We start from the raw sequence: 24,276 nt of genomic DNA, 5'->3' as shown, positions 1-24,276 counted from the left end.
GTGGCCTGAACGGGTCATGATCGCGTCAGTGGAGGGCACTGCCTCTTCCCGCATCACGCTGCGTGCGGGAGGCTCACAGTGCGGCGCATGTGGGCGGCATATGTGGCGGCACCCTTACGAGGAGGCATCAAGTGGTCGACGCGGACCAGACATTCGTCATCGTCGGTGGCGGACTCGCCGGCGCGAAGGCGGCCGAGACGCTCCGGGCGGAGGGCTTCAGCGGCCGGGTGATACTGATCTGCGACGAGCGCGACCACCCGTACGAGCGGCCGCCGCTCTCCAAGGGGTACCTGCTCGGCAAGGAGGAGCGCGACAGCGTCTTCGTGCACGAGCCCGCCTGGTACGCGCAGAACGACATCGAACTGCACCTCGGCCAGACCGTGGACCGGATCGACCGTGCCGCCAGGACCGTCCGCTTCGGCGACGACGGCACGATCGTCCGCTACGACAAGCTGCTGCTCGTCACCGGCGCCGAGCCCCGCCGCCTGGACATCCCCGGCACCGACCTGGCCGGTGTGCACCACCTGCGCCGCCTCGCGCACGCGGAGCGCCTCAAGGGCGTCCTCGCCGCCCTCGGCCGGGACAACGGCCACCTCGTCGTCGCGGGCGCCGGCTGGATCGGCCTGGAGGTCGCCGCGGCGGCCCGCACCTACGGCGCCGAGGTCACCGTCATCGAGCACGGGCCGACCCCGCTGCACGGCGTGCTCGGGCCCGAGCTGGGCAACGTCTTCGCCCGGCTGCACGAGGAACACGGCGTCCGGTTCCGCTTCGGCGTGCGGCTCACCGAGATCGTCGGCCAGGACGGCATGGTCCTCGCCGCCCGCACCGACGACGGTGAGGAGCACCCGGCGCACGACGTGCTCGCGGCGATCGGCGCGGCGCCGCGCACCGGGCTCGCCGAGGCGGCGGGACTGGAGATCGCCGACCGGGCGCACGGCGGCGGCATCGTCGTCGACGAACGGCTGCGGACCTCCGACCCCGACATCTACGCGGCCGGTGACGTGGCCTCCTTCCCGCACCCCCTGTTCGGCACCCGGCTGCGGGTGGAGCACTGGGCCAACGCGCTGAACGGCGGCCCCGCGGCGGCCCGCTCGATGCTGGGCCGGGAGGTGGTCTACGACCGGGTGCCGTACTTCTTCTCCGACCAGTACGACCTCGGGATGGAGTACAGCGGGTGGGCGCCGGCCGGGTCCTACGACGAGGTCGTGATCCGGGGTGACGCGGGCAAGCGGGAGTTCATCGCGTTCTGGCTGAAGGACAAGCGGGTGCTCGCCGGGATGAACGTGAACGTGTGGGATGTCACAGAGCCCGTCCAGAAGCTGATCGTTTCGGGCGCCGCGGTGGACACGGACGCGCTGGCGGATCCGAAGGTGCCGCTGGAATCGCTCGCCTAGGCGGCCGCCGGGGGCCGCGGGGGCGCGGGCGCGGGACGGGCGTGGCCGCCCGCGCCGCTGCCCGCACCCTTCCGGGCGCTCCACGTGCCCCATGGCTGTCGGTCCGCCCCCGTAGAATTCACCCGTGGCAGGACGGATCAATGACGAGGACGTGAAGGCGGTACGGGACGCGGTCCCGATCGACGCCGTCGTGTCCGAGTACCTCCAGCTGCGCAACGCGGGCGGCGGCAACCTCAAGGGCCTCTGCCCGTTCCACGACGAGAAGTCGCCGTCCTTCCAGGTCAGCCCGAGCAAGGGGCTCTTCCACTGCTTCGGCTGCCAGGAGGGCGGAGACACCCTCACCTTCGTGATGAAGGTCGACCACCTCTCCTTCTCGGAGGCGGTCGAGCGGCTCGCCGGGCTGGCCGGCATCACCCTGCGGTACGAGGAGGGCGGGTACAACCCCTCCCACCAGCGCGGTGAGCGGATCCGGCTGGTCGAGGCGCACAAGATCGCCGCCGCCTGGTACGCGGAACAGCTCGCCACCGGCCCCGAGGCCGAGACCGGCCGGCTCTTCCTCGCCGAGCGCGGCTTCGACCAGGCCGCCGCCGTCCACTTCGGTGTCGGCTACAGCCCCCAGGGCTGGGACCACCTCACCCGCCATCTGCGCGGCAAGGGCTTCACCGACAAGGAGCTGCTGCTGTCCGGGCTGGCGCAGGAGGGGCGGCGCGGGCCCATCGACCGGTTCCGTGGGCGGCTGATGTGGCCGATCCGGGACATCGGCGGCGAGGTCGTCGGCTTCGGCGCCCGCAAGCTGTACGAGGCGGACAACGGCCCCAAGTACCTCAACACGCCCGACACCGCGATCTACAAGAAGTCCCAGGTCCTGTACGGCATCGACCTCGCCAAGCAGAGCATCGCGAAGTCCAGCCGCGCGGTCGTGGTCGAGGGCTACACCGACGTCATGGCCTGCCACCTGGCCGGGGTGACGACCGCGATCGCCACCTGCGGCACGGCCTTCGGCGGCGACCACATCAAGATCCTTCGCCGGCTGCTGATGGACAACGGCAGCGCCCGGGTGATCTTCACCTTCGACGGTGACGCGGCCGGCCAGAAGGCCGCCCTGCGCGCCTTCGAGGACGACCAGAAGTTCGCGGCCGAGACCTACATCGCCATCGCCCCCGACGGCATGGACCCCTGTGAGCTGCGCCTGGCCAAGGGCGACGAGGCGGTCGCCGACCTGGCCGAACCCCGGACCCCGCTCTTCGAGTTCGCGCTCCGCCAGATCGTGGCCCGCTACGACCTGGACACCCCGGCCGGCCGCGCGGCCGCCCTGGACGAGGCGGCCCCGATCGTCGCCCGGATCAAGAACAGCGGGGCCCAGCACGAGGTCGCCGTCGAACTGGCCGGCATGCTCGGCATCCTGGACACCCAGTTCGTGGTCAGGAGGGTGGCCCAGCTGGCCCGCTGGGCACGGGACAAGGGCGGCAGGGGTGGCGCCCCGGCGCGCGGCCCGCAGCAGCCGTCGTACGACACCGGCGCCGCGCGCCCGGCCGTCTCCGGACCCGCCCTCAATCTGCGCAACGCGGTCTACGCCACCGAGCGGGAGCTGCTGAAACTCGCCCTCCAGCGGCCCGAGCTGGTCTCTCCGGCGTTCGACGCCTACGGCATCGACGAGTTCACCGCCGCCCCGTACGCGGCCGTACGGCAGGCCGTCATGGAGGCGGGCGGCGCCGAGTACGGCGCGCAGGACCCGCAGGAGTACCTGGTCCGGGTCCGCGAGGTGGCACCCGACGACGTGGTCCGCGCGATGGTCACGGAGCTCGCCGTCGAGGCGATCATGCGCCGCACGGTCGACGAGAACTACGCCGGCGAGCAACTCGTGACCGTCCGCCGCCGCGCCGTGGACCGCCGTATCCACGAGATCCAGATCACCCTCACCCGCCTCGGCAGCGCCGGGGACCCCGCTCAACTCGCCGCTGTGCAGAACGAGTTGTGGGTGCTCCAGCAGTACGGTCAGGCACTGCGCGAACGCGGCGTCGCCGCCCTGTGAGCTGCGCCCCGCCCGCGGGATAACCACGCGGTCACGGACCGGACGCAAAAAGTCACCGCACGCCCCTCGTGGCGGCGATGTGTCGTACCCCACACTGGGGGCGGTGCCTGAGTCCTCGGAGCGCGGCCGGCCCGTCCCGGACGGGTCCCACACCCCCGCCGTTCCACTCATCGCGTACGGGACGGACAGCGGCGAGGCCGTCGTCTCCGCTCCCGAAGTACCGCTGCCGTCCCCCCTGGCAGCGATCATCCTGGAGGTCGCCCCCGTGCAGACCCAGACCCTGACCCAGACCGACAGCACGCTCACGGACGAGCCGGAGGCCGACGCCGACGTCCACCCCGACGTCCACCCCGGCGTCCCGCCGCAGAGCCGCGCCGCGGTCCGTCCCGAGACCGGGCCGGAGCGGCCGGCGGAGCGCGAGGGGCCGGCCGCGGAGGAACTCGCCGCCGACGCACCGGAGTCCGAGCCGGAGCCCGAGCCGCCCGTCGCGGCCCGCGTGGACACCGGCAGCCCCTCCTCCGACCTGTTCCGGCAGTACCTGCGCGAGATCGGCCGTATCCCGCTGCTCACCGCCGCCGAGGAGGTCGAACTCGCCCGCCGTGTCGAGGCCGGCCTGTTCGCCGAGGAGCGGCTGGGCAGCGCCCCGGACCTCGACAGCCAGTTGGCCCTCGACCTCGACCGGCTGGTCGTCATGGGGCGGATGGCCAAGCGCCGCCTCATCGAGGCCAACCTGCGGCTCGTCGTCTCGGTGGCCAAGCGGTACGTCGGCCGCGGTCTGACCATGCTGGACCTCGTCCAGGAGGGAAACCTGGGCCTGATCCGCGCGGTCGAGAAGTTCGACTACGCCCGCGGCTACAAGTTCTCGACCTACGCGACCTGGTGGATCCGGCAGGCCATGTCCCGCGCCCTGGCCGACCAGGCCCGCACCATCCGGGTCCCGGTGCACGTCGTGGAACTCATCAACCGGGTGGTGCGCGTCCAGCGCAGGATGCTCCAGGAACGGGGCTACGAGCCGACGGCCGAGGAGGTCGCCGCCCACCTCGACCTCGCGCCGGAACGGGTCGGCGAGGTGCTCCGCCTCGCCCAGGAGCCGGTCTCGCTGCACGCCCCGGTCGGCGAGGAGGACGACGTGGCCCTCGGCGACCTCATCGAGGACGGCGACGCGGCGAGCCCGGTGGAGTCGGCGGCCTTCCTGCTGCTGCGCGAACACCTGGAGGCGGTGCTGTCGACGCTGGGGGAGCGGGAGCGGAAGGTGGTCCAGCTGCGGTACGGCCTGGCCGACGGCCGCCCGCGGACGCTGGAGGAGATAGGCCGGATCTTCGGGGTGACCCGGGAGCGGATCCGGCAGATCGAGTCGAAGACCCTCAACAAGCTGCGGGACCACGCCTTCGCGGACCAGCTGAGGGGCTACCTGGACTGAACCGACGGAAAGGGGGCCGCCCGCGGGCGGCCCCCTCCCCGTCGGATCCGGACCGGAGCTGGTCCGGGGCTGGTCCGGGGCTAGTCGACCTCGGCCACCGCCTGCGCGAACTGCGCCTTGTACAGCCGCGCGTACGCCCCGTCGGCCGCCAGCAGGTCGGCGTGCGCGCCCTGTTCGACGATCGAGCCGTTCTCCATCACCAGGATGGTGTCGGCGTCCCGGATCGTCGACAGCCGGTGGGCGATGACGAACGACGTCCGCCCGTGCGCCAGTTTGGCCATGGCCTTCTGGATCAGCACCTCGGTACGGGTGTCGACCGAGGACGTCGCCTCGTCGAGGACCAGGATCGTCGGGTCGGACAGGAACGCCCGCGCGATGGTGATGAGCTGCTTCTCACCCGCGCTGACACCCGTGCCCTCGTCGTCGATCACCGTGTCGTAGCCCTCGGGGAGGGTCCGGACGAACCGGTCGGCGTGGGCCGCCCGGGCCGCCTCCTCGATCTCGCCCCGGGTGACCTCGCGGGAGGAGCCGTAGGCGATGTTGTCCGCGATGGAGCCGCCGAACAGCCAGGTGTCCTGGAGCACCATGCCGATCCCGGCGCGCAGTTCGTCCCGGGACATGCGCGTGACGTCGACGCCGTCCAGGGTGATCCGGCCGCCGGAGACGTCGTAGAACCGCATCAGCAGGTTGACCAGGGTGGTCTTGCCGGCGCCGGTCGGGCCGACGATCGCGACCGTGTGACCCGGTTCCACGGTCAGCGAGAGGTCCTCGATGAGCGGCTTCTCCGGGTCGTACCGGAACGACACGTGCTCCAGCGCCACCCGCCCGCGCAGCTCCGCCGGACGCTCGCCCGGAACCGGGTCGGCCTGCTGCTCCTCCGCGTCGAGGAGTTCGAAGATCCGCTCGGCGGAGGCGACACCCGACTGCACCAGGTTGGCCATCGAGGCGACCTGGGTCAGCGGCATCGAGAACTGCCGGGAGTACTGGATGAACGCCTGGACGTCACCGATCGACAGCGCGCCGGAGGCCACCCGCAGCCCGCCGACGACCGCCACCAGCACGTAGTTCAGGTTGGACACGAACATCATCAGCGGCTGCATCACACCGCTGTTGAACTGCGCCCTGAACCCGGCCTCGTACAGCGCGTCGTTCTGCTCGGCGAACTGCTGCGCCGACTCCTGCTGCCGGCCGAAGACCTTCACCAGGGTGTGCCCGGTGTACATCTCCTCGACGTGGGCGTTGAGCTTGCCGGTGGTGCGCCACTGCTGCACGAAGTGCGGCTGCGAGCGCTTGCCGATGCGGGTGGCTATCAGGAACGACAGCGGCACGGTGCACAGGGCCACCAGCGCCAGGATCCAGGACACCCAGAACATCACCGCGAGCACGCCGATGATGGTCAGCAGCGAGTTGATGAGCTGGCCCATCGACTGCTGCAGCGTCTGGCCGATGTTGTCGATGTCGTTGGTCGCCCGGGAGAGCACCTCGCCGCGCTGCCGCTTGTCGAAGTACGACAGCGGGAGCCGCGACAGCTTGCCCTGGACGTCCTCGCGCAGCCGGTACATCGTGCGGTTGACGGACCGGTTGACCAGCCGGGTCGCCACCGCCATCAGCAGGCCGGCGACGACGTAGGTGCAGAGCGCGAACAACAGGACGTCGCCGACCTGGCCGAAGTCGATGCCCTTGCCCGGGGTGAAGTCGGTGCTCCCCAGCATGTCGGCGACGGCGCCCTGGCCCCGCTCGTGCATCCCCTGGAGCACCTGCTCCTTGGTGGCCCCGGCCGGCATCTGCTTGCCGATGACACCGGCGAAGACCAGGTCGGTGGCGCGGCCGAGGATCTTGGGGCCGATCACGCTGAGCGTGACGCTCGCGACCACGCAGAACAGCAGCACGTAGATCGTGAGCTGTTCGGGCTTGAACCGGGCGAGAAGCCGCTTGCCCGAGTTCTTGAAGTCCATCGAGCGCTGGTCGGGGCCGCCCCCGGCCATCATGCGTCCCATGGGCCCGGCCATCAGGCGGCCTCCGCTTCCGTCAGCTGGGAGAGCACGATCTCCCGGTAGGTCTCGTTGTCGGCCATGAGTTCGTGGTGGCGGCCGGTGCCGACGACCAGTCCCTCGTCGAGGACGACGATCCGGTCGGCCTCCCTGATGGTCGCCACCCGCTGGGCGACGATGACGACGGTCGCCTCGGCCGTCTCCTCGGCGAGCGCGGCGCGCAGGGCGGCGTCGGTCGCGTAGTCGAGGGCGGAGAAGGAGTCGTCGAAGAGGTAGATCTCCGGGCGCTGCACGAGCGTGCGGGCGATGGCCAGACGCTGCCGCTGGCCGCCGGAGACGTTGGTGCCGCCCTGGGCGATGGGCGCGTTCAGCCCGCCCTCCAGCTTCTCGACGAAGCCCTTGGCCTGCGCCACCGTGAGCGCGTGCCACAGTTCCTCGTCCGTGGCGTCCGGGTTGCCGTACCGCAGGTTGGTCGCCACCGTCCCCGCGAACAGGTACGGCTTCTGCGGCACCAGGCCCACCGTCTCGGCGAGCAGCTTCGGGTCGAGCTCGGAGACGCTCTCCCCGTCCACGAGGACCTGACCGTCCGTGGCGTCGAAGAGCCGCGACACCAGGCCGAGCAGGGTGGACTTGCCGCTTCCGGTGGAGCCGATCACGGCGGTCACCTCGCCGGGCCGGGCCACCAGGTCGACGGCCTTGAGCACCGGCTCCTCGGCACCCGGGTAGCGGAATCCCGCGCCCCGGATCTCCAGGTGCCCGTGCCGGCGCAGCTCGGTGACCGGCGCGAGCGGCGCAACGACGCTGGACTCGGTGTCCAGCACCTCCTCGATGCGCTCGGCGCAGACCTCCGCGCGCGGCACCATCATGAACATGAAGGTGGCCATCATCACGGACATCACGATCTGCATCAGGTAGGCGAGGAACGCGGTCAGATCGCCGATCGCCATGTCGCCGCTGTCGATGCGGTGGGCGCCGAACCACACCACCGCGATCGACGACACGTTCACCGTCGTCATGACGATGGGGAACATCAGCGCGAGCATGTTGCCGGTGGCCAGCTGCATCTCGGTGAGGTCCTTGTTGGACCTCCCGAACCGGCCCTGCTCGTACTCGTCGCGGACGAAGGCGCGGATCACCCGGTTGCCGGTGATCTGCTCGCGCAGCACCCGGTTCACCGTGTCGAGGCGCACCTGCATGGCCCGGAACAGCGGACGCAGCCGGCGCACGATCAGGGTCACGGAGATGCCGAGCACGGGGACGACGGCGACCAGCACCCCGGACAGCGGAACGTCCAGGCCGAGGGCGAGCACGATGCCGCCGACACACATGATGGGCGCCGACACCATCAGCGTGAACGTCATCAGGACCAGCATCTGGACCTGCTGTACGTCGTTGGTCGTACGGGTGATGAGGGAGGGTGCCCCGAAGTGACCCACCTCACGTGAGGAGAAGGACTGCACCCGGTCGAAGACGGCGGCCCGCACATCCCGGCCGAGCGCCGAGGCGGTCCTGGCGCCGTAGTACACGGCACCGATGTTGCACACCACCTGCGCGAGCGAGATGCCGATCATCAGGGCGCCGAACGACAGGATGTAATCCGTGTCACCCTTCACGACGCCGTTGTCGATGATGTGTGCGTTGAGCGTGGGCAGGTAGAGAGTGGCGCAGGTCTGCAGGAACTGCAGCAGCACCAGGATCGAGATGGGTTTCCTGTAGGGCCTGAGATAGGTCCGCAGAAGTCGTATGAGCACGCTACGTCTCTCGGAGTCGGCGGTGGGGGCGGGTTCGCTTGCCCGGACGGCGGGATCGCTTGCCCTAGGCCCCTATCGTCCGACACTCCACCCGCGTTACCTCAACCGATTAACCGGACAGCGGACATACGTTTCGCACGGTTTACGACCGGAACGCCCCCGGATGGGTCTGCTCCCGAACCGAAATGTACTGCTGCCGCACCGCCTGCCCGACGGCCATCTCGTCCCCGGGGTCCAGCATCTGGGCGGCCGCACCCTGCCAGACCGGCGGGGTGCGCGGATCCAGGGTCCCCTGCGAGACCCCGAGCGCCCAGGCCGCCTGCCGGGCCGCCCCGATCGCCGCGTAGTCCGCCGGCTGCGGCACGACGACCTGCGCGCCGAACAGCATCGGCGCCGCCGCCTGTACGGCGGGCAGTTCGGCGGCCTGCCCCAGCAGGAAGATCCGCCGCACCTCCACACCCCGGTTGCGCAGCACGTCCAGCGCGTCGGCGAGCCCGCACAGCATGCCCTCGAACGCGGCCCGCGCGAGGTGTTCTGCCCTCATGGACTCCCGGCGCAGCCCGGCCAGCGTCCCGGCGGTGTGCGGCAGGTTCGGCGTCCGCTCGCCCTCCAGGTAGGGGAGCATGACCAGCCCGTGCGAGCCGGGCGTCGACTTCATCGCCAGGTCGGAGAGGCCCTCCAGGTCCGGGAGACCGAGCAGTTCGGCGGTCCCGCGCAGGGTCCGTACCGCGTTCAGGGTGGTCACCACCGGCAGGTGCATCCCGGTGGCGTCGGCGAGCGAGGTGATCATCCCGGAGGTGTCGGCCAGCGCCTCCGGATGCACGGCCATCACCGAGCCGGACGCGCCCAGGGACACCACGGCGTCCCCGAACCCGAGGCCCAGCCCGAAGGCCGCGGCCATCGTCTCGCCGGTCCCCGCCGAGATCAGCAGCCCCTCCGGGGTCGTACCGGCCGCCTCCGAGGGGCCGATCACCTCGGGCAGCATGGCCTGGTGGCCGAGGGCCAGTTCGACGAGGTCCGGGCGGTAGCCGCCGGTGGCGGCGGACCAGTACCCGGTCCCGGAGGCCCCGCCGCGGTCGGTGGTCCTTCTGACCGGGCGTCCGAGCAACTGCCACACCAGCCAGTCGTGGGCCTGCAGCAGTCCGGCGGTGCGCCGGGCGTTCTCCTGTTCGGCCTTGGCCAGCCAGCGCAGCTTGGTCACCGGCTGCGCGGCCTGCGGCACGCACCCCACCGCCTGCGCCCAGGCCTCCCGGCCGCCGAGCGCGTCGATCAGATCGGCCGCCGCGACCTGGGCGCGCCGGTCGCCGCCGACGATCGCCGGGCGGACCGTGTTGCCCTGGGCGTCCAGCGGGATCAGCGCGTTCTGCTGCGCGGAGACCCCGATGGCCTGTACGCCCTCGAGGAGTCCGCCGCCGGCCGCCTCGCCGAGCGAGAGCAGCCAGGCCTGCGGGTCGACGTCACTGGGGCGCGCCGCGCCGTCCGGCGTGTCGACCGGATGCGGTGCGTATCCCTGGCGGAGCACCGCGCCCGTGTCCGTGTCGCAGACCACGATGCGCGTGAAATCCGGTGAGCTGTCCAACCCGGCGACTATCCCCATAACCGAAATTCTGCCGCACGCGCCGCCGTGGTTCGGCCGACGGGCGCCTTCCGGCGGTGGGCGCCCTGTGCCGTACGGCGGGTGCGGGTGCGTAGTGGCTGGTCGCGCGGTTCCTCGTGTTGCCAGGTCGGACGGGCGGCCCGGTGCCGGAAAGGGCCGTCAGGTGTTGCTGGTGCCCCAGTCGTCCCCCACTGAGCCGTTCGGGTTGCGTTCGCGCAGGGCGCGGATCCGGGCGGCGACCGAGTCGGGCACGTGGTCGCCGACCTTCGCGCTGACCGAGTGGAAGGCCTTGCCCGCGTAGACCCGGCCCTGCTGGGCGGCGGTCTCCGCGGTGTTGCGGACCGCGGGGTTCTGCGCGACCTGGCGGGCTGACTTCTTCAGCTGCTCGTATCGCTCGCGTCCGGCCCTGGTACCCAGCACGTAACCAAGAGCGAGCCCGGCGACGAACGTGAGCTTGTAGCGCATGGCGGCCACCCTTCCCTCGGGGGGAGTCTCGTCGGGGAGTACCGATTGGCGGAGCACCCCCCTGCTTGCGCTAATGTATGTGTCGCAGCGAGCGGGCGCCCCCTGGCGGATACCCAGGTAGGTACGTTCGATGCAACGAGGCATTCCTCCGTAGCTCAATTGGCAGAGCAGCCGGCTGTTAACCGGCAGGTTACTGGTTCGAGTCCAGTCGGGGGAGCTCGGTCCTCCGTAGCTCAATTGGCAGAGCAGCCGGCTGTTAACCGGCAGGTTACTGGTTCGAGTCCAGTCGGGGGAGCAGGTCGAACAAGGACCCCTTCGGGGGTCCTTTTTCGTGTCCGTTCCGTGCCCGCGGGAACCGCTGGGCCTGCGCCGATGTCCTCAAGGTCGTGAACATCGCAGAAGCCGACCATCCGAAGCAGGAGATCGTATGAGCGGCTATGCTGCGGCAGACGGCGCGCACACTTGTACGCGACACGCCGCTATGGGGCGGTAGCTCAGCCGGTTAGAGCAGCGGACTCATAATCCGTCGGCCGTGGGTTCGAGTCCCACCCGCCCCACCGAAGCCCCGCAGGGCAGAAACGATTTCACCTGCGGTGGACGGTCAGCCCCCTTCCGATGGAGGGGGTTTCGCCCTCTCTGAAGATCGTTAACTGGCCCGCTACTGGCCCCAAAGGCTAGCGATCATGGCAAGTGCCCGCGGTGGACTCCTACGTTCTGCGAGCCTGATCGGGAGTCGGCAGACCAGGGAGGCAGCCATGCCCAACGACTACATCGGCGGCCAGCATGTCTGGCGAGGCGGACGCCCCAGAAGAAGGACATGACCTCAGCCAACCCCCCCCAGATCGTCCGGGTGGTTCGGCCTGACGGCTTCGACAAGGCGTTGGAGGCGGCCAGGGGCGCCTGGGCGTTGGACTACGGGGTGGTGCTGCGCACCGTGCTCGTGCGAGACGGTCTGGAGCCGGCCGGCCTCGTCGAGCGGTACGAGGTCGTCGTCCTTGACAGGCCCCCCGTCGTCGAGGGTGAGTCTGAAGACGGCACGTGGGGGCAGACCTGGTAGACGCGGAATGGCCCGCCCGGAGATCGAAAAATGTGACGGTTGAGTCACGGGGTGGCAGTCGGTCTACGGTGCGGCCATGACGAATTGGCGAGTGGCAGTTGAGACGCGAGGCCCCGACCCGGCTGGCAGAGCGGTCCCCCAGACGGTCATCGGCCACGCCTACGACGTAGACGCGGGCGAAGCGGCGCACCCCATCACCCAGGGCACCTACCTCGTCCGCGCCGACCACGAGTGGACGACGGGCTTCCTCGGATGGGAGCGCTGCGAGGAGTGCACCAAGAAGATTGGCCGCCGACCGACCAACTAGGAGACGCGCAGAGGCCCCGCCCGAACGTGCTCGGGCGGGGCTGAGGTTCAGGCGCGGGCGGAGACGATCAGCGTTCCGACGGTGCGCCGGCCGGGAGGCGCGGCCATCACTGAGGCGTGCACATCGTCGAAGCCGTGCTCGGTGAGTACCTGCTCCCACACCTCGGGCTCGTAGTCCCAGCGCTTCACGACGAGCGGGTCCTCGTCGTCGCCGCGCGGGATGTACGACGCCTGGCAGCCGTAGCAGCCCTCGACCGGGGGCCGCTGAGAGAACACGAGTCGGCCGCCCGGCCGCAGCCGCGCGCGGATAGCGGGCAGCAGCCGAGCAGGATCGGTGAACCAGACGGCGCCGTACACCGAGTACACGGCGTCGTAGGCCCGGTCCTGCTGTAGGAACTGGACGGCCTCCGCCTGGTGCAGCTCCAGGCTGGGCATGTCACCCCAGCGGGAGCGCGCTGCGGCCAGCTGTTTGGGTGAAACGTCCACGCCGACGGGGTGCATGCCGACAGCGGTGAGGTGAGCGGCGTTGCCGCCCTTGCCGCAGCCCAGGTCCAGAACGCGGTCTCCCGGGCCGGCCTCGAGGAGTTCGACGCCCGGCCCGTGGTCCTGGTACTGGGTCCAGTTGAACCAGGTCGTCTCGCCGCGTGAGTTCACCGGGCGCCGTTCGGGGCGCTGTCCGGAGTAGGTGTCCCAGGCGATCGCCGTGTCAGTCACGTGATGCTCCGCTCATAGGGCCAGCCGCCCGGCTGGAGATCCGGGCGGCTGGAGTCTTACACAGGTGGGGTTACGACTTGCCGCCGTTCGGGCTGTCGGTGCACCCGGCGTGGCATTGGCTGCACTCCGCCATGTCCGGCCACAGCTCCTCGTCGACGGCGTACCCGGCGGCCGTGATGGCGGCGAGGGTGCGTTCCCGGGCGGCGGCCTGCGGTCCGCCGGGGATCGCCTCGTCCTCGTCGGTCGGGACGTGGTGGACGAATCGGCCGATGACGCGCTGACAGAACTCGGCGTAGTCGACGGTGTGCAGGATGAACGCGTGCCAGCCGTAGTCGACCAGCTTGCTCGGGGTGAGGGACTGGCCGGGCTGCTGGCCGGACGCGGCGATGAACGCGGCGGCCTGGCCGACGATCCGGCGGGCGGTGTCGGCGCTGATCTCCGGATGGTCGGTGACGATCCGGCGGGTGAGCCGGTCGCTCACCTCGGGGTCGACCAGGGTGAGTGGGTCGGTCGTACCCACGGGACGCTCTAAGGCGATGGTCACGTCTTCCTCCTGGTGTTGGTTGCCCTCGGGGTTGAGGGCCTGACCCTGTCCGCCGCCTCCGTGGTGAGGCGAGGGGGCGAACAGGAGATCTGAGGGGTGATGCAGGCCGGGCAGGCGTACACCTCGATGTCGAGGGAGTGGGCGCCGATGCTGCCCCGGGCGATACCGGCCGAGGTACCGCCGCATTCGAGGAGGCTCGTCCAGCACCAGCAGCAGGCCCAGCCGGAGTGCCGCGGGCGGGTGAGGTCGACTGCCGAGGGGAGCGGCCGGGTCATCTGCCGCCCCCCAACTGCGCCCACAGCCCGAGGTCGTCGGGGCACATGCCGGTCAGGTCGGCGAGGCCCGTCAGGATCGTCCAGCCGGGACCGGACCTCGGCTCTGTGGCAGCTGTTCCGCACCCCGGGCGCGCTGCGTCCCTGGGAAGGACACATCGCCGCCGGGGTGTTCCGTCTCCGCGAGCCGACGCGGACCGAATTCCTCTACTCGGCGACCAGCCCGTCCCACCGGGACGAACTCGCGGAGGAACTCGACGCGCTCTGCCCGCTCTCTCCGGTTCCGCAGAACGCCTGGCGGTGGGTCGACACCGCCCAGTACAAGCTGACCCAGCGGGGGCAGCACCGGGCGGCCGGAGCGATCGACCTGCTGGTGTGCGCGACCGCCGTGCACCACGGGCACACCGTTCTCCATGTGGACGATGACTTCGCGACTGTGGCCGGAGTCCTCAAGGAAGTGCAGCAGCGAGACGTACGAGGCTGAGTCGCCGTGGGTCAGGGGCAGCGGCAGATCCGGGTGCGGGCCCCTGAGTTCGGCTTCCGCGTCCTCGCACCTGTCCGCCGCGGAGCGACGGACGGCCGGCGATCGGTAGAGCCGTCTCGTGAAGGTCCGGGCCGATCTCGGCGAGTCCGGCCGATGCCGTCTCGGCCGGCCGCAGGTGACCCCGGCGACGGCTTGCCGGATGCGCGCTGCCTCTGAGCCGAGGTCCTGCGAGGCGCGGTCTGCCGGTCGTCTCCCGCATGCGGTGCGGGAGTTCTTCCTGCGGGCGCGGCCCGCAGACGTGTGCGACAGCCGTGCCCGCGCGTCAGTGCCGGACCGCCGTGAACCGGGCCCGGAGGCCCGTCGGGGCGAGGCGGCCCATGAATCGCGGGGTGACCGAGGACGCGTTCGGGGAGTCGATGGTGAAGTGCTGGGACAGTCGCGAGGCGGCCAGGGTGAGTTGTCTCAGCGCGAGGGCCGAGCCGAGGCAGACCCGGGGGCCCGCGCCGAACGGGAGGTAGGCCGGACCCGGGGCCGGGTGCCCCTCCAGCCACCGGCCGGGGTCGAAGTCGTCCGGGCGCTGCCACCACCGTGGATCCCGGTGGATCAGGTAGGGGTTCAGGAGTACGTCGTCGCCGGGGTCGAGCGACCAGCGGCCCAGGGTGGTGGCGGCACCGGCGGTGCGGGTCATCAGCCACGCGGGCGGATGCAGCCGGAGCGTCTCGCGCACCACGGCCTCGGCCAGCGGCAGCCGCGCCGAGGCCGGCCCGACGGCGCCGCCCGGCGACCCGTTCGCCTCGTCGCGCAGGTCGCCGAGGATCCGGGGACGGCGGGCGAGTTCCCACACGAGGGACGTGAGCGCGGCGGCGGGGACGCCGTGGCCGCCCATGAGGATGCTGTGGAGGGTCGACACCACGGTGTCGTCGGGCATCGCCGGGCCGGCGTCGAGCAGCGAGTCGAGCAGGTCGGCAGGGCGGCTGCCGGCGGGCGCCGCACGGCGGCCGCGGACGATCCCGGTCAGCGCTTCGGTCAGGTCCCGGGAGGTGTGGAAGAAGCGGCGGTGGCGGGGGATCGGCAGCCACGCGGGGAACTCGTAGGACGACTCGGTGAACGGCCGGGTGGCACGGATGGTCTCGTGGAGCAGGCCGGGCACGCCGGCGGAGTCCGCGCCGAAGCAGTACCCGGCGATCGCCTCGGCGGTGAAGGTCCGCATCGTGGTGAGCACGTCGACCTCATGGCCGGCGGTGCCGGCCATGAGCGCGTCGAGGATCTCGACGGTCCGCCCGTCGGTCCCGGCCGCCGCCGACCGGTTGAGCCCCGGCCACGCGGCACGCCGTGCCGACATCCAGGCGGCGGCTTGCGCCGTCGCCCGGTCGAGATCCCGCCGCATGTCGAAGGGGGCGAGCTCGGTCACGAAGCCCTGGCCGGTGCGGGCCAGTGCCTCGTGGGTGAGTTCCGGATCGATCACGAACACGGTCCGGTCGTCGAAGGAGAAGACGTCGCCGTACTCGCGGTGGGCGCGGCGCAGGAAGCCGATCCGGTCGGCCTCGTACGCGCGCATGTTGCCCGTCAGCCGACGCCCGCGCGGACCCGGCGGCCGTCCGGTCTGTTCACCGACTGCCATCCGGCCTCCCGGCGGACTGGGAAGGGACGGGGGTGGGTTACCGGATCTGGTAGGGCCAGTAGGGGTAGCGTCCGCTGACCCGTTTCCTGCCGATCAGGCGGGCCATCAGGCGTCGTGTCCGTTTCATGAACACCTCACTGCCATTCGGGCGGTTTTTCTGCGATCGTGCCAGCGTCCCTTGCACCGGGCAATATGCCGGGCGGCTGTTTCCCGGGATGGCGCAAAACGAACCGATCGTCGGTTCCGGCTGGTCCCCGGCGTGCCGCGCGATGTTGTTGACGTGTCATCAAATACGTGCGCCAGCAGGGCGGTTGTCCCGTCGAACGGCGATATCGAAAGAACGTACGCGCCCCATTGGCGCGGTGTAGCTTCTACCCGTCAGTAGAGGCTTGAGCAAGGGGGGACGTGTGGTTGCCTCTCCGCAGACCGACAAGTTCGCCGCCCACCTGAGGATGCTGAAGGAACGCAGCGGCCGGGGGTACGACCGTCTCGGCAAGGAGGCCGGGGCCAGCGGTTCCAGCCTGCACCGGTACTGCTCCGGACTGAGCGTTCCGACGGACTACCGGGTGGTGCACGCCTTCGCCAAGGTGTGCGGCGCGAGCGCGGAGGAGCTCCGCGAGCTGCACCGGCTGTGGGCGCTGGCGGACACCGACCGGGACGTACCGGCCACGACCGAGGCGGCACCAGAGGAGGAGCGGGAGCCGGAGTCGGAGCCGGAGCCGGGGTCACGTGCAGAGGCTGACCACCCTGCCGCGACTCTCGTGCCGGCCGCGACTGCCGTGCCGGCCGCGACTGCCGCGGCCGGCGACTCCGAGGCGGCGGGCACCGGGGACGGTGACGTCACCCCGGCCGGGGCCGCCGCCGAACCGGCCGCGAGACCGGCGCGGTCCCGGCTGGCCGAGAAGCTGTCCTCGCGGGCCGCGGTGCTGGCCGCGGCCGCCGCGGTGGTGCTGGTCGCCGGGTTCGTCTGGCTGCCCGTCGGGAGTTCCGCCGGTGAGGCGCCGTCGACAGGAGGCGAGCTGCTCTACTCTCCCGCGTGCAGGACGGTCAGCATGGGGCAGCACGACGAGTGCGTGCGCGAGGTGCAGACCCTGCTGATGCGGGCGAAGGGCAAGCTCGCCATCGACGGGGACTTCGGGCCCGAGACCCTGCGCCGGCTGACCGCGTTCCAGGTGCTCGCGGGTCTGCCGGCCACCAACGTGGTCGACGACGCCACCAAGAAGGCGCTCTACGGGCGGCAGGTGAGCATGACGACCTGGTCGCCCGCGAGGGTGGCGAAGCGGGTCCGTGAGGTGTTCGCCGAGGATCCCGACACCGCCGTGGCCGTGGCCCGCTGCACGTCGTTCCTCGACCCGCTGTACGTCCTGCCGAACACCAACGGCAGCCGCAACTGGGGGGTGTTCCAGATCTCCGACGCCCGCCTGCAGGACCTGCACGGCACCCCGCTGCGGGCGTTCGACCCGGACTGGAACATCAGGGCGGCCCACCGGCTGTGGAGCGTCCGGCACGACTTCCACGACTGGCCCTCCTGCGAGGCGGCGCTGAAGAAGACGCCGAGCGGCACAGCGGGGGGATGAAGCCCGGAGCTCCGGGTACCGAAGCGGCGGTACCCGGAGCTCCGCTCCCCCGGGAGCGTGTTCAGACCGTGCCGTTCTCCCACCACCAGGCGCGACCGAGGTCGGCCCTGCTGTCGACGTGCTGGTGGTCGACGGTGTACGTCTCCAGGCCGGAGAACCCGCAGGTCTCCGCCTTCTGGTAGACGGTCTTGGTGGCCACGCCGGGCACGTCGAGGTCCGCGGCCGTGCCGTACAGGTGCATGCTGTCGCTGGCACCGCCGATGTCGGCGTTGTGCGCGATGCTGCGGAAGCCGGAGTTGACGGTGATCGGCTTGTCGCCGAGCTTCTTGCGCAGCGCCTCCAGCTTGTACATGCAGCGGCGGACGTTCTCCTTCACCTGCGAGGCGCTCAGCTTGCCGCCGTTGAAGGTGCCGTCCGACTGGTTGACGAACTCGCTGAAGTTGAAGTGGAGCGTCGAACCGTCCGACTGCTCCAGCGAGTTGAGCTTCGCCTGGGTGTTGGGGCCGACCTCGGCGTCGACGCTGAGGCCGTACGCCGCCTGGAACCGGCGCACCGCGGCCGCCGTGCCGGGGCCGAACTCGCCGTCTATGCTCACCCGGCTCTGGCTCGCGCTGTCCGCGGCCCAGCCCGCGACCCGGATCTGCAGTTCGGTCACGTCGGCGCCCGTCGCGCCCTGGGTCAGAGTGCGCGACCACGAATAGGCCTGCGCGACACCCGAGAACAGCAGCTGGCCGAAGGCGATGCCGGTGCCGGCTGCCAGCGTGCCGCGCAGCATGGTGCGGCGGTCGACGGAGCGGGAGGAGGAAGACATGGGCGTCCTTTCGGGAGGAACTTCGGAAGAACTTGAAAGCGACTTCAGAAGCGACTGCGGGAGTGACTGCCGGGAGGCGTCGAGCGTCCTGGAAGCGGGGGTCAGTAGGCGATCTGGAACGTCACGTTCTGCGCGTCGGTGTCATAGGCGTGCACGCGCACGATGAAGTGGGTGCCGTCCAGGACGTCGGTGGCGATGGTTCCCCACTCGGTACCGTGCGTGGTGTACGCGTCGCCGTTGTTGCACTTGGTGGTGTGGTCGGTGAACACCACGCAGGCGTCCAGGTACACGCCCGGCTCGTCCGTGATGAGCCGCAGGTTGATGTCGTTGCAGCGCGAGGACGTGGTGTAGGTGCCGTATTCCTTCGCGGCCGCCTGGTAGTGGTACGTCAGGGTCTTCGCCCCGCCGTAGCAGCTGGTGGCGGCGGCCGAGGCCTGCGCGGAGGCGGGCGCGACGCCCACTCCCAGCAGGGCGCCGGCGGTGATCAGGGCCGCGGCGAGTGTCCTGCTCCGGATCATGGTGGTCTCCGTTCGGTGCGGGAAGGGTGCGGTGCGGGAAGGGGGTCAGAAGGCGATCTGCACGACGGCGTCGTCGCCCTCCAGGGGCACGCCGTTGGGCACCGTGAACTTGGTGCCGTCCAGGACGTCGGTGGCGATGGTCGTCCAGCCGCGGCCGACCTTGGTCCAGCGGTTGCAGACACCGGTTTTCGCGAACTTCACGCAGGCGTTGACGTACTCCGCGGTTCCGCCGGTGACCCGCATGTTGATGTCGGTGCAGCGGCTGGTGGTCCAGTAGGGACCGAAGTCGAGCACGTCCCCGTACCGCACGGTGACGGCCCCGCCGTAGCAGCTCGTGGCGGCGGTGGCGGCAGGAGCGGTGGTGGCGGCCGTGGCGGCCGTGGCGGACGCCGGAGCGGTGAGGCCCAGGGGGACGAGCAGCGCGACCAGGGACGCGCGTACGAGACGGGTGGTCATGGGGTTCTCCTCGGTACGGCGGGATCAGCGGTTGGCCAGCCGGTCCAGGTCGGCCTGGGTGCCGTTGAACACGTCGGCGGTGGCCGGTGCCTTGATGCCGGGGAACAGCGCGGCGTCCGTGTACTGCCACATCGCCCAGGTCGTCGAGCCGTTCGGTACCGGAGGCTGGGTGATCGACTGGCGGTAGTCGGCGAGTTGCATCGGATACCGGGCGAAGGCGGTGGTCGAACCCAGGCAGTCGTCCAGGAAGGACTTCTGGGTGTAGATGATCGGCGTGCGCCCGAAGGCCGCCTCCACCTTGTCGAGCCAGGCCTTGGCGTCGGCCACCGTGCCGTAGGTGGGGCAGCGGCCGCTGCCGTCGTCCATGCGCTCCAGGTCGAACACCGGCGGGAGGTCGCCCGCCCGTTGTCCGGTGTAGCCGGTCGCCTGCACGGCGGCGATGAACCGGTCGGCCTGTGCGGCCCCGGTGTCGGCGGCGGTACCCGTGTAGAAGTGGTAGGGCGCGACGGCCAGTCCCGCCGCCCTGGCCGCCGGGAGGTCGGTGGCGAGGTACTCGTCGGTGACGTTCAGGCCGCGGGTGGCCTTGACCGTCGCGAACTCGGCCCCCGAGGCCCGCACGGCCTTCCAGTCGATCGGCGCGCCGCCGGGGTGCTGGTACTTGGCGGTGTCGAGGCCGTCGATCGGGTAGCCGGCCGGACGCGGCGGCGTGCAGTACGTGTTGCGGCTGGACCAGTCCACCAGCTTCGCCCAGGTGTTGGGGCCCACGACGCCGTCGGCACTGAGGTTGGCACAGTGCTGGAACTCGACGACGCGGCTCTCGGTGCCGCCCCCGAAGTCGCCGTCGATCGTCAGCGGCGGGTAGTGGAAGGGCTCCATGGCCAGGTTCAGCCGGCACTGGGCTTCCTCGACCTCGGTGCCCTTCGCGCCCTTCTGCAGGCTCGGACGGGTGTCGGTGTGGCCGCAGACGGCCGACTGCGCGGTGCCGGACGTGCCCTGGGTCGCGCAGCTGTGCGGCTGGGCGGCCCAGGTGTTCAGTGCCGCCCAGGTCTGCGGGCCGAGCACACCGTCCACGCTCAGCCCGGCGCACCGCTGGAAGTCCTCGACCCGCGTGCTCGTCGCCGGCCCGAACGAGCCGTCCGCCGCGATCGGCGTGTAACGGCTCGGCTTGGTCGCCAGGTTGAGCTCGCACTGCGCCTCGGTCGTCGGGTCTCCCGTCGATCCCCGCTGCAGCGTGGGCTGTGCGCTGGTGTGCCCGCAGACCGCGACCGCGACCGCGGCAGCCGCGCCGGCCGCTCCGGCCGCGTCGGACCGTGCCGTCTGCTCCGTCTGTGCCGTCTGCGCGGCCCGTGCCGCCTGTACCGCCGTCGGCCCGTACAGGGGCAGGACCGCTGCCACGGCGAGGGTCAGACCCCGCAGAAGCGTCCTCTGTCCCATCTGGTGTTCCCCCTCAGGTTGGTGACCGGGACCCCCGGCCGGCATCAGGCTGGCAGGGCTCGCCCCGAACCGGTCCGGCTTCCGCCCGGCCGGGACGCCGGGACACCGGCACGCCTGTGATCTGCGGGGACGGATCGCCTCTGGGACGCGTCTGGGACACGGCGGCGCGGACCAGGGGGGCAACCGGGAGCGGTCCTCGGGTGTCTAGTCGGCATGACCCGTCATCAGGCCTCCCGGGCCGAACCGGTGAGGCCGTCGTTCCCGAGGGGGATTCCATGCGTGTACGTGCGGTCGTCGTCCTGCTGTCCCTTGCCGCCTGTGCCTCCGCGTCCGTGGTTCCGGCGGCCGCTCGGCCCGCGGCCCGCCCCGCGTCCGGCGGTACGACGTTCTCGCACGTCGTCGTCGACGGCGGCAAGGACGTCGTGTTCGGTCTGACCACCAGGAGGACCGTGACGATCGGCTGGACGGCCGAGGACCCGGACGGCGTCGCCGCTTCCTGGGCCTACCTGTGGCACGGCCCGGACACCGACGACGCCGACGGCATCCTGCCGCTGTACCCGCCGGCGGGCAGGTGCGCCGCGGCCTCCGCCGACCGCACCACCGTCACCTGCGAGGTGAGCTTCGTGGTCGACCCCGCACGGGACCTCCGCCACGACGGCCTGGCCGGCACCTGGAAGGTGCTCGCCTCGGCGCAGGACGGAGGCGACGACTGGACGGAGACCGACGTCGCCGGAACGACCCGCCTCCAGCGGCTGGCCGAGGTCACGGTGAACGCCTCGCCCGAGCCGGTGAAGAAGGGCAGGACGCTCACGGTCACCGGCGGTCTCACCCGCGCCGACTGGGAGCGCGGCGGATACGGCGGCTACCAGGGGCAGTCGGTGCGGCTGCAGTTCCGCAAGAAGGGCGGCTCCGCGTACACCACCCTGAAGACCGTCAGGAGCGGGAGCCGCGGCGTGCTGAGGACCACCACCGTGGCGCGGACGGACGGTTACTTCCGGTTCCTCTTCCCCGGTACCGCCACCACCGGCCCGGCCACCGCCGCGGGCGACTTCGTCGATGTCCGGTGACGGGACGCGGCGATGGGCCGGCGAGCCGGGGGGCGTGCACACCCCGGGCCGTTATCGATCACCATGTGACGTAAAGGAACGGGCAATGTCTTTTGCCTGAATCACTCGTTACGGAACGGGAAAGGCTCCTTCGCCCTCCTCCTGTGCGTGGGGCATACGCGCGGGCAGGGAAGTCAGGGACTGAGGACATGGGTTTGACCAGCCGAACGACCGTATACGCGACGGCGGCGCTGGCCGCCCTGTGCGTGGCGCTGCTGGTCTGGCTGTGGCCGCGCTTCGCCCGTTCGGGGCCGTGGCAGGTGCTGGGGCGGCTGGGTGTCATCGGTGTCACCCAGCTGACGATCCTCGCGGCGTTCGCGTGCGCGCTGAACTCGTCGTACCAGTTCTTCGGTTCCTGGGGCGAGCTGCTCGGAGACGTCGACACCGCTCCCGTCGGCGTCACGCAGGCGGCCGGCGGGAGCGGCGGCTCGGTGAACGAGGTGAGCGACGGGCACGGCGCGCTCGTACAGCCCGCGGGCGACCAGCAGTTGAACCGGGTCAGCGGACTGCCGGACGGGCCCGCGGCGGCCGTGGGCCGGGTGGAGTCCGTCCGGATCGTCGGCAGGCGCACCGGGGTGGCCGACCCGGCCTTCGTCTATCTGCCGCCGCAGTACTTCCAGAAGGCGTACCACCGCATGCGGTTCCCGGTGATCGTCGCGCTCAGCGGCTACCCGGGCAGCATCTTCAACCTCGCCCAGCACCTGCGGGTCTCCCAGACCGCAGGGGAGCTGCAGGCCAAGGGCCGGATGCAGCCGACGATCATGGTGATGATCCGGCCCACCGTCGCCCCGCCGCGCGACACCGAGTGCGTGGACGTCCCCGGCGGACCGCGGGCCGAGACGTTCCTGGCCAAGGACCTGCCGGAGGCCATCAGGTCCGGTTACCGGGCCGGGCACGACGCGGGTTCCTGGGGTGTCATGGGGTACTCCTCGGGCGGCAGTTGCGCCCTCCAGCTCACGATGCGAAACCCCGGCGTCTACACCACGGCCGCCGCCCTGTCCCCGGACTACCGGGTCAAGGACGACCCGACCACGGGCAACCTCTTCGGCAGCGGTCCCGGCCGGCAGGCCCGCGTCGACGGTCACGACCTGATGTGGCGGCTGGGACACCTGCCCGTTCCCCAGGTCTCCGTCCTGGTCGCCAACAGCAGGCACGGCGAGAAGGGCTACCCGGAGACCGAGGCCTTCATCAGGGCCGTGCGCGCGCCCATGCGGGTCGTCTCGGTCCTTCCCGAGAACGGCAGTCACAACTTCCCCACCTGGGTACGGGAGATGCCCGCCGCGCTGACCTGGATGAGCGGCCAGCTGACGTTCCCGCAGGACGTCGTCCCCCGGCACCACGTGAAGCGGCCCGCCGGCGCCGGGAGCACGCCCCGGCCTGCCCCCGGGCGGGGCCGCGGCTCGCTGCGCGCGGAGGGCGCGGAACCGGGACCGGCCGCCACGGCCCGCCGGTGACGGACGGCCGCGTCACCGGGAAGGGCGGCCTCCTCGGGGCCGTCGGGTTTGTCAACTCACCGCGCTCATGAGGCTTGGAGGTGCCGGTCGCGGGGCAGAGCCCTCCTACCGGACGGCAGTCCCGGGGCAGGACTCGGCAGAAGGAGGGCGTCATGGACGGTCGGATCCGCGTGCGCGTTGTTCGTCGGCCCGCTCCCCGGGGACAGGAGATCGACCGCAGGACGCCTTCCGGGCGCATCCTGCCGTACTAGAAAGCCGCTTTCCCGCCGGGCCGGTCGACCCGCATGTCCGTCTCATGACGTGACCCGGTGGGCAGTCGACGGGGGACGTGGTCCCGGCCACGGCCGCGGGAGGGGGACGCGACGGTGCCTGACCTGGTGCGGACGGCGAGCGGTCGGCGATTACGGGTGGAGGTGTCGGGGGATCCCCGGGGCCGGCCGGTGTTCCTGCTGCACGGCATGCCCGGCAGCCGGGTGGGCCCGCGGCCCCGGCCCATGTTCCTCTACCAGCGCGGAGCCCGGCTCATCAGTTTCGACCGCCCCGGATACGGCGGTTCGGACCGCAGGCCCGGCCGGCGCGTGGTGGACGTCGTCGAGGACGTGGCGGCCGTGGCGGACGCCCTCGGACTGGGCCGGTTCGCGGTGGCGGGCCGCTCCGGCGGGGGGCCGCACGCCCTCGCCTGCGCCGCGCTGCTGCCCGGCCGGGTGACCCGGGCCGCCGCCCTGGTCGGGCTCGCGCCGCGGGACGCCGAGGGGCTCGACTGGTTCGCCGGGATGGCGCCGTTCAACGTCGTGGAGTTCCGTACGGCCGTCACCGACCCGGAGCGGTACGCGGCCCGGATCATCCCGCGCTCGGCCGTGATCCGCAGCAACCCGGCCCAGCTGCTGGAGGACCTGCGCTCGGACCTGACCGAGGAGGACCGGCTGATCGTCTCCGACAACAGCATCCGGTCGATGCTGTTGCGCACCTACGTCGAGGCACTGCGCACCTCGCCGTACGGCTGGATCGACGACGCGTACGCGCTGACCAGCCCGTGGGGGTTCGATCCCGCGCACATCGGGGTGCCGGTACTGCTGTGGCACGGCGCGAAGGACGTGTTCTCGCCCGCCTCCCACTTCTCCTGGCTGGCCGCGCGCATCCCGCGCGCGAAGGCGGTCCTGGAGCCGACGGCGGCGCACTTCGCGGCGCTGCGCGCGCTGCCCGACGTGCTGGACTGGCTGCTGGCGGGGACCCCGAGAGGCTGACGGCACGGGCCGGTGGGCCGCCGTCAGC

General features: G+C 71.3%; 21 protein-coding genes and 3 tRNA genes. 13 read left to right on the top strand and 11 right to left on the bottom strand.

Annotated elements, in window-relative coordinates; translation table 11 throughout:
- Positions 1-131: 131 nt before the first annotated feature.
- The 3 genes from ACFY3I_RS35065 (at position 132) to ACFY3I_RS35055 (ending at position 4,846) form a co-directional block, all read left to right on the top strand.
- The gene (locus ACFY3I_RS35065; RefSeq protein WP_390865032.1) at positions 132-1,394 is read left to right on the top strand and encodes an NAD(P)/FAD-dependent oxidoreductase; all 1,263 of its coding nucleotides are present in this window, start codon (positions 132-134) and stop codon (positions 1,392-1,394) included.
- 124 nt (positions 1,395-1,518) lie between these two features.
- Positions 1,519-3,426 carry a DNA primase gene (gene dnaG, locus ACFY3I_RS35060; protein ID WP_365289984.1) on the top strand — a complete coding sequence of 636 codons (1,908 nt, stop codon included), beginning with the start codon at positions 1,519-1,521 and terminating at the stop codon, positions 3,424-3,426.
- Positions 3,427-3,529: 103 nt separating this feature from the next.
- Positions 3,530-4,846 carry an RNA polymerase sigma factor gene (locus tag ACFY3I_RS35055; protein WP_390865031.1) on the top strand — a complete coding sequence of 439 codons (1,317 nt, stop codon included), beginning with the start codon at positions 3,530-3,532 and terminating at the stop codon, positions 4,844-4,846.
- 80 nt (positions 4,847-4,926) lie between these two features.
- Here ACFY3I_RS35055 and ACFY3I_RS35050 read toward each other — a convergent pair whose 3' ends face one another.
- The 4 genes from ACFY3I_RS35050 to ACFY3I_RS35035 form a co-directional block, all read right to left on the bottom strand.
- Positions 4,927-6,855 carry an ABC transporter ATP-binding protein gene (locus ACFY3I_RS35050; protein WP_365289987.1) on the bottom strand — a complete coding sequence of 643 codons (1,929 nt, stop codon included), beginning with the start codon at positions 6,853-6,855 and terminating at the stop codon, positions 4,927-4,929.
- Entirely contained in the window at positions 6,855-8,588 is a 1,734-nt protein-coding gene (locus ACFY3I_RS35045; RefSeq protein WP_390865030.1) for an ABC transporter ATP-binding protein, read from the bottom strand. The genes ACFY3I_RS35050 and ACFY3I_RS35045 overlap by 1 nt, the downstream gene beginning before the upstream one ends.
- A gap of 142 nt (positions 8,589-8,730) precedes the next feature.
- Positions 8,731-10,185 carry an FGGY family carbohydrate kinase gene (locus ACFY3I_RS35040; protein ID WP_390865029.1) on the bottom strand — a complete coding sequence of 485 codons (1,455 nt, stop codon included), beginning with the start codon at positions 10,183-10,185 and terminating at the stop codon, positions 8,731-8,733.
- A gap of 159 nt (positions 10,186-10,344) precedes the next feature.
- Positions 10,345-10,650 (bottom strand): YtxH domain-containing protein, encoded by a 306-nt coding sequence (locus tag ACFY3I_RS35035; protein WP_390865028.1) that lies wholly within the window; start codon positions 10,648-10,650, stop codon positions 10,345-10,347.
- Positions 10,651-10,794: 144 nt separating this feature from the next.
- On the opposite strand from ACFY3I_RS35035, the gene ACFY3I_RS35030 reads away from it, so the two are divergent.
- The 5 genes from ACFY3I_RS35030 to ACFY3I_RS35010 all read left to right on the top strand — a co-directional run bounded on the left by ACFY3I_RS35030 (position 10,795) and on the right by ACFY3I_RS35010 (position 12,014).
- Positions 10,795-10,867, top strand: a tRNA-Asn gene (locus ACFY3I_RS35030).
- Between the two features lie 5 nt (positions 10,868-10,872).
- Positions 10,873-10,945, top strand: a tRNA-Asn gene (locus tag ACFY3I_RS35025).
- Positions 10,946-11,133: 188 nt separating this feature from the next.
- Positions 11,134-11,207, top strand: a tRNA-Ile gene (locus ACFY3I_RS35020).
- Positions 11,208-11,467: 260 nt separating this feature from the next.
- A complete protein-coding gene (locus ACFY3I_RS35015) occupies positions 11,468-11,707 on the top strand; it encodes a hypothetical protein (RefSeq protein ID WP_390865027.1) in 240 nt (79 codons plus the stop codon).
- Positions 11,708-11,783: 76 nt separating this feature from the next.
- Positions 11,784-12,014 carry a hypothetical protein gene (locus ACFY3I_RS35010; RefSeq protein ID WP_390865026.1) on the top strand — a complete coding sequence of 77 codons (231 nt, stop codon included), beginning with the start codon at positions 11,784-11,786 and terminating at the stop codon, positions 12,012-12,014.
- A 47-nt stretch (positions 12,015-12,061) separates the two neighbouring features.
- On the opposite strand, the gene ACFY3I_RS35005 is transcribed toward ACFY3I_RS35010, so the two are convergent.
- Positions 12,062-12,727: a class I SAM-dependent methyltransferase gene (locus ACFY3I_RS35005; protein ID WP_390865025.1), complete on the bottom strand. Its 666-nt coding sequence runs from the start codon at positions 12,725-12,727 to the stop codon at positions 12,062-12,064.
- Positions 12,728-12,797: 70 nt separating this feature from the next.
- Positions 12,798-13,271: a glycine-rich domain-containing protein gene (locus ACFY3I_RS35000; protein WP_390865024.1), complete on the bottom strand. Its 474-nt coding sequence runs from the start codon at positions 13,269-13,271 to the stop codon at positions 12,798-12,800.
- Between the two features lie 378 nt (positions 13,272-13,649).
- On the opposite strand from ACFY3I_RS35000, the gene ACFY3I_RS34995 reads away from it, so the two are divergent.
- The gene (locus ACFY3I_RS34995) at positions 13,650-14,027 is read left to right on the top strand and encodes a PIN domain-containing protein (RefSeq protein WP_390865157.1); all 378 of its coding nucleotides are present in this window, start codon (positions 13,650-13,652) and stop codon (positions 14,025-14,027) included.
- Between the two features lie 322 nt (positions 14,028-14,349).
- Here the strand turns inward: ACFY3I_RS34995 and ACFY3I_RS34990 are convergent, their stop codons facing one another.
- Positions 14,350-15,648 carry a cytochrome P450 gene (locus ACFY3I_RS34990; RefSeq protein ID WP_390865023.1) on the bottom strand — a complete coding sequence of 433 codons (1,299 nt, stop codon included), beginning with the start codon at positions 15,646-15,648 and terminating at the stop codon, positions 14,350-14,352.
- A 407-nt stretch (positions 15,649-16,055) separates the two neighbouring features.
- On the opposite strand from ACFY3I_RS34990, the gene ACFY3I_RS34985 reads away from it, so the two are divergent.
- On the top strand, positions 16,056-17,225 hold the full coding sequence (locus ACFY3I_RS34985) for a helix-turn-helix domain-containing protein (RefSeq protein WP_390865022.1): 1,170 nt from the start codon (positions 16,056-16,058) through the stop codon (positions 17,223-17,225).
- A 61-nt stretch (positions 17,226-17,286) separates the two neighbouring features.
- On the opposite strand, the gene ACFY3I_RS34980 is transcribed toward ACFY3I_RS34985, so the two are convergent.
- The 4 genes from ACFY3I_RS34980 to ACFY3I_RS34965 form a co-directional block, all read right to left on the bottom strand.
- Positions 17,287-18,036 carry a D-Ala-D-Ala carboxypeptidase family metallohydrolase gene (locus ACFY3I_RS34980; protein WP_390865021.1) on the bottom strand — a complete coding sequence of 250 codons (750 nt, stop codon included), beginning with the start codon at positions 18,034-18,036 and terminating at the stop codon, positions 17,287-17,289.
- Between the two features lie 101 nt (positions 18,037-18,137).
- Positions 18,138-18,554 carry a hypothetical protein gene (locus tag ACFY3I_RS34975; RefSeq protein WP_390865020.1) on the bottom strand — a complete coding sequence of 139 codons (417 nt, stop codon included), beginning with the start codon at positions 18,552-18,554 and terminating at the stop codon, positions 18,138-18,140.
- A gap of 45 nt (positions 18,555-18,599) precedes the next feature.
- The gene (locus ACFY3I_RS34970; RefSeq protein WP_390865019.1) at positions 18,600-19,010 is read right to left on the bottom strand and encodes a hypothetical protein; all 411 of its coding nucleotides are present in this window, start codon (positions 19,008-19,010) and stop codon (positions 18,600-18,602) included.
- Between the two features lie 24 nt (positions 19,011-19,034).
- A complete protein-coding gene (locus ACFY3I_RS34965) occupies positions 19,035-20,444 on the bottom strand; it encodes a GH25 family lysozyme (RefSeq protein ID WP_390865018.1) in 1,410 nt (469 codons plus the stop codon).
- A 275-nt stretch (positions 20,445-20,719) separates the two neighbouring features.
- On the opposite strand from ACFY3I_RS34965, the gene ACFY3I_RS34960 reads away from it, so the two are divergent.
- The 3 genes from ACFY3I_RS34960 to ACFY3I_RS34950 all read left to right on the top strand — a co-directional run bounded on the left by ACFY3I_RS34960 (position 20,720) and on the right by ACFY3I_RS34950 (position 24,248).
- A complete protein-coding gene (locus tag ACFY3I_RS34960) occupies positions 20,720-21,511 on the top strand; it encodes a hypothetical protein (RefSeq protein WP_390865017.1) in 792 nt (263 codons plus the stop codon).
- A gap of 188 nt (positions 21,512-21,699) precedes the next feature.
- A complete protein-coding gene (locus ACFY3I_RS34955; RefSeq protein WP_390865016.1) occupies positions 21,700-23,004 on the top strand; it encodes an alpha/beta hydrolase-fold protein in 1,305 nt (434 codons plus the stop codon).
- A 365-nt stretch (positions 23,005-23,369) separates the two neighbouring features.
- Positions 23,370-24,248 (top strand): alpha/beta fold hydrolase, encoded by an 879-nt coding sequence (locus ACFY3I_RS34950; protein ID WP_390865015.1) that lies wholly within the window; start codon positions 23,370-23,372, stop codon positions 24,246-24,248.
- Positions 24,249-24,276 lie beyond the last annotated feature (28 nt).

The sequence above is a fragment of the Streptomyces sp. NPDC001068 genome (genome assembly GCF_042897315.1).
Lineage (GTDB): Bacteria > Actinomycetota > Actinomycetes > Streptomycetales > Streptomycetaceae > Streptomyces.
Note: the sequence above shows the minus strand (reverse complement) of the source record. Positions and strands in the feature narration are given on the sequence as shown.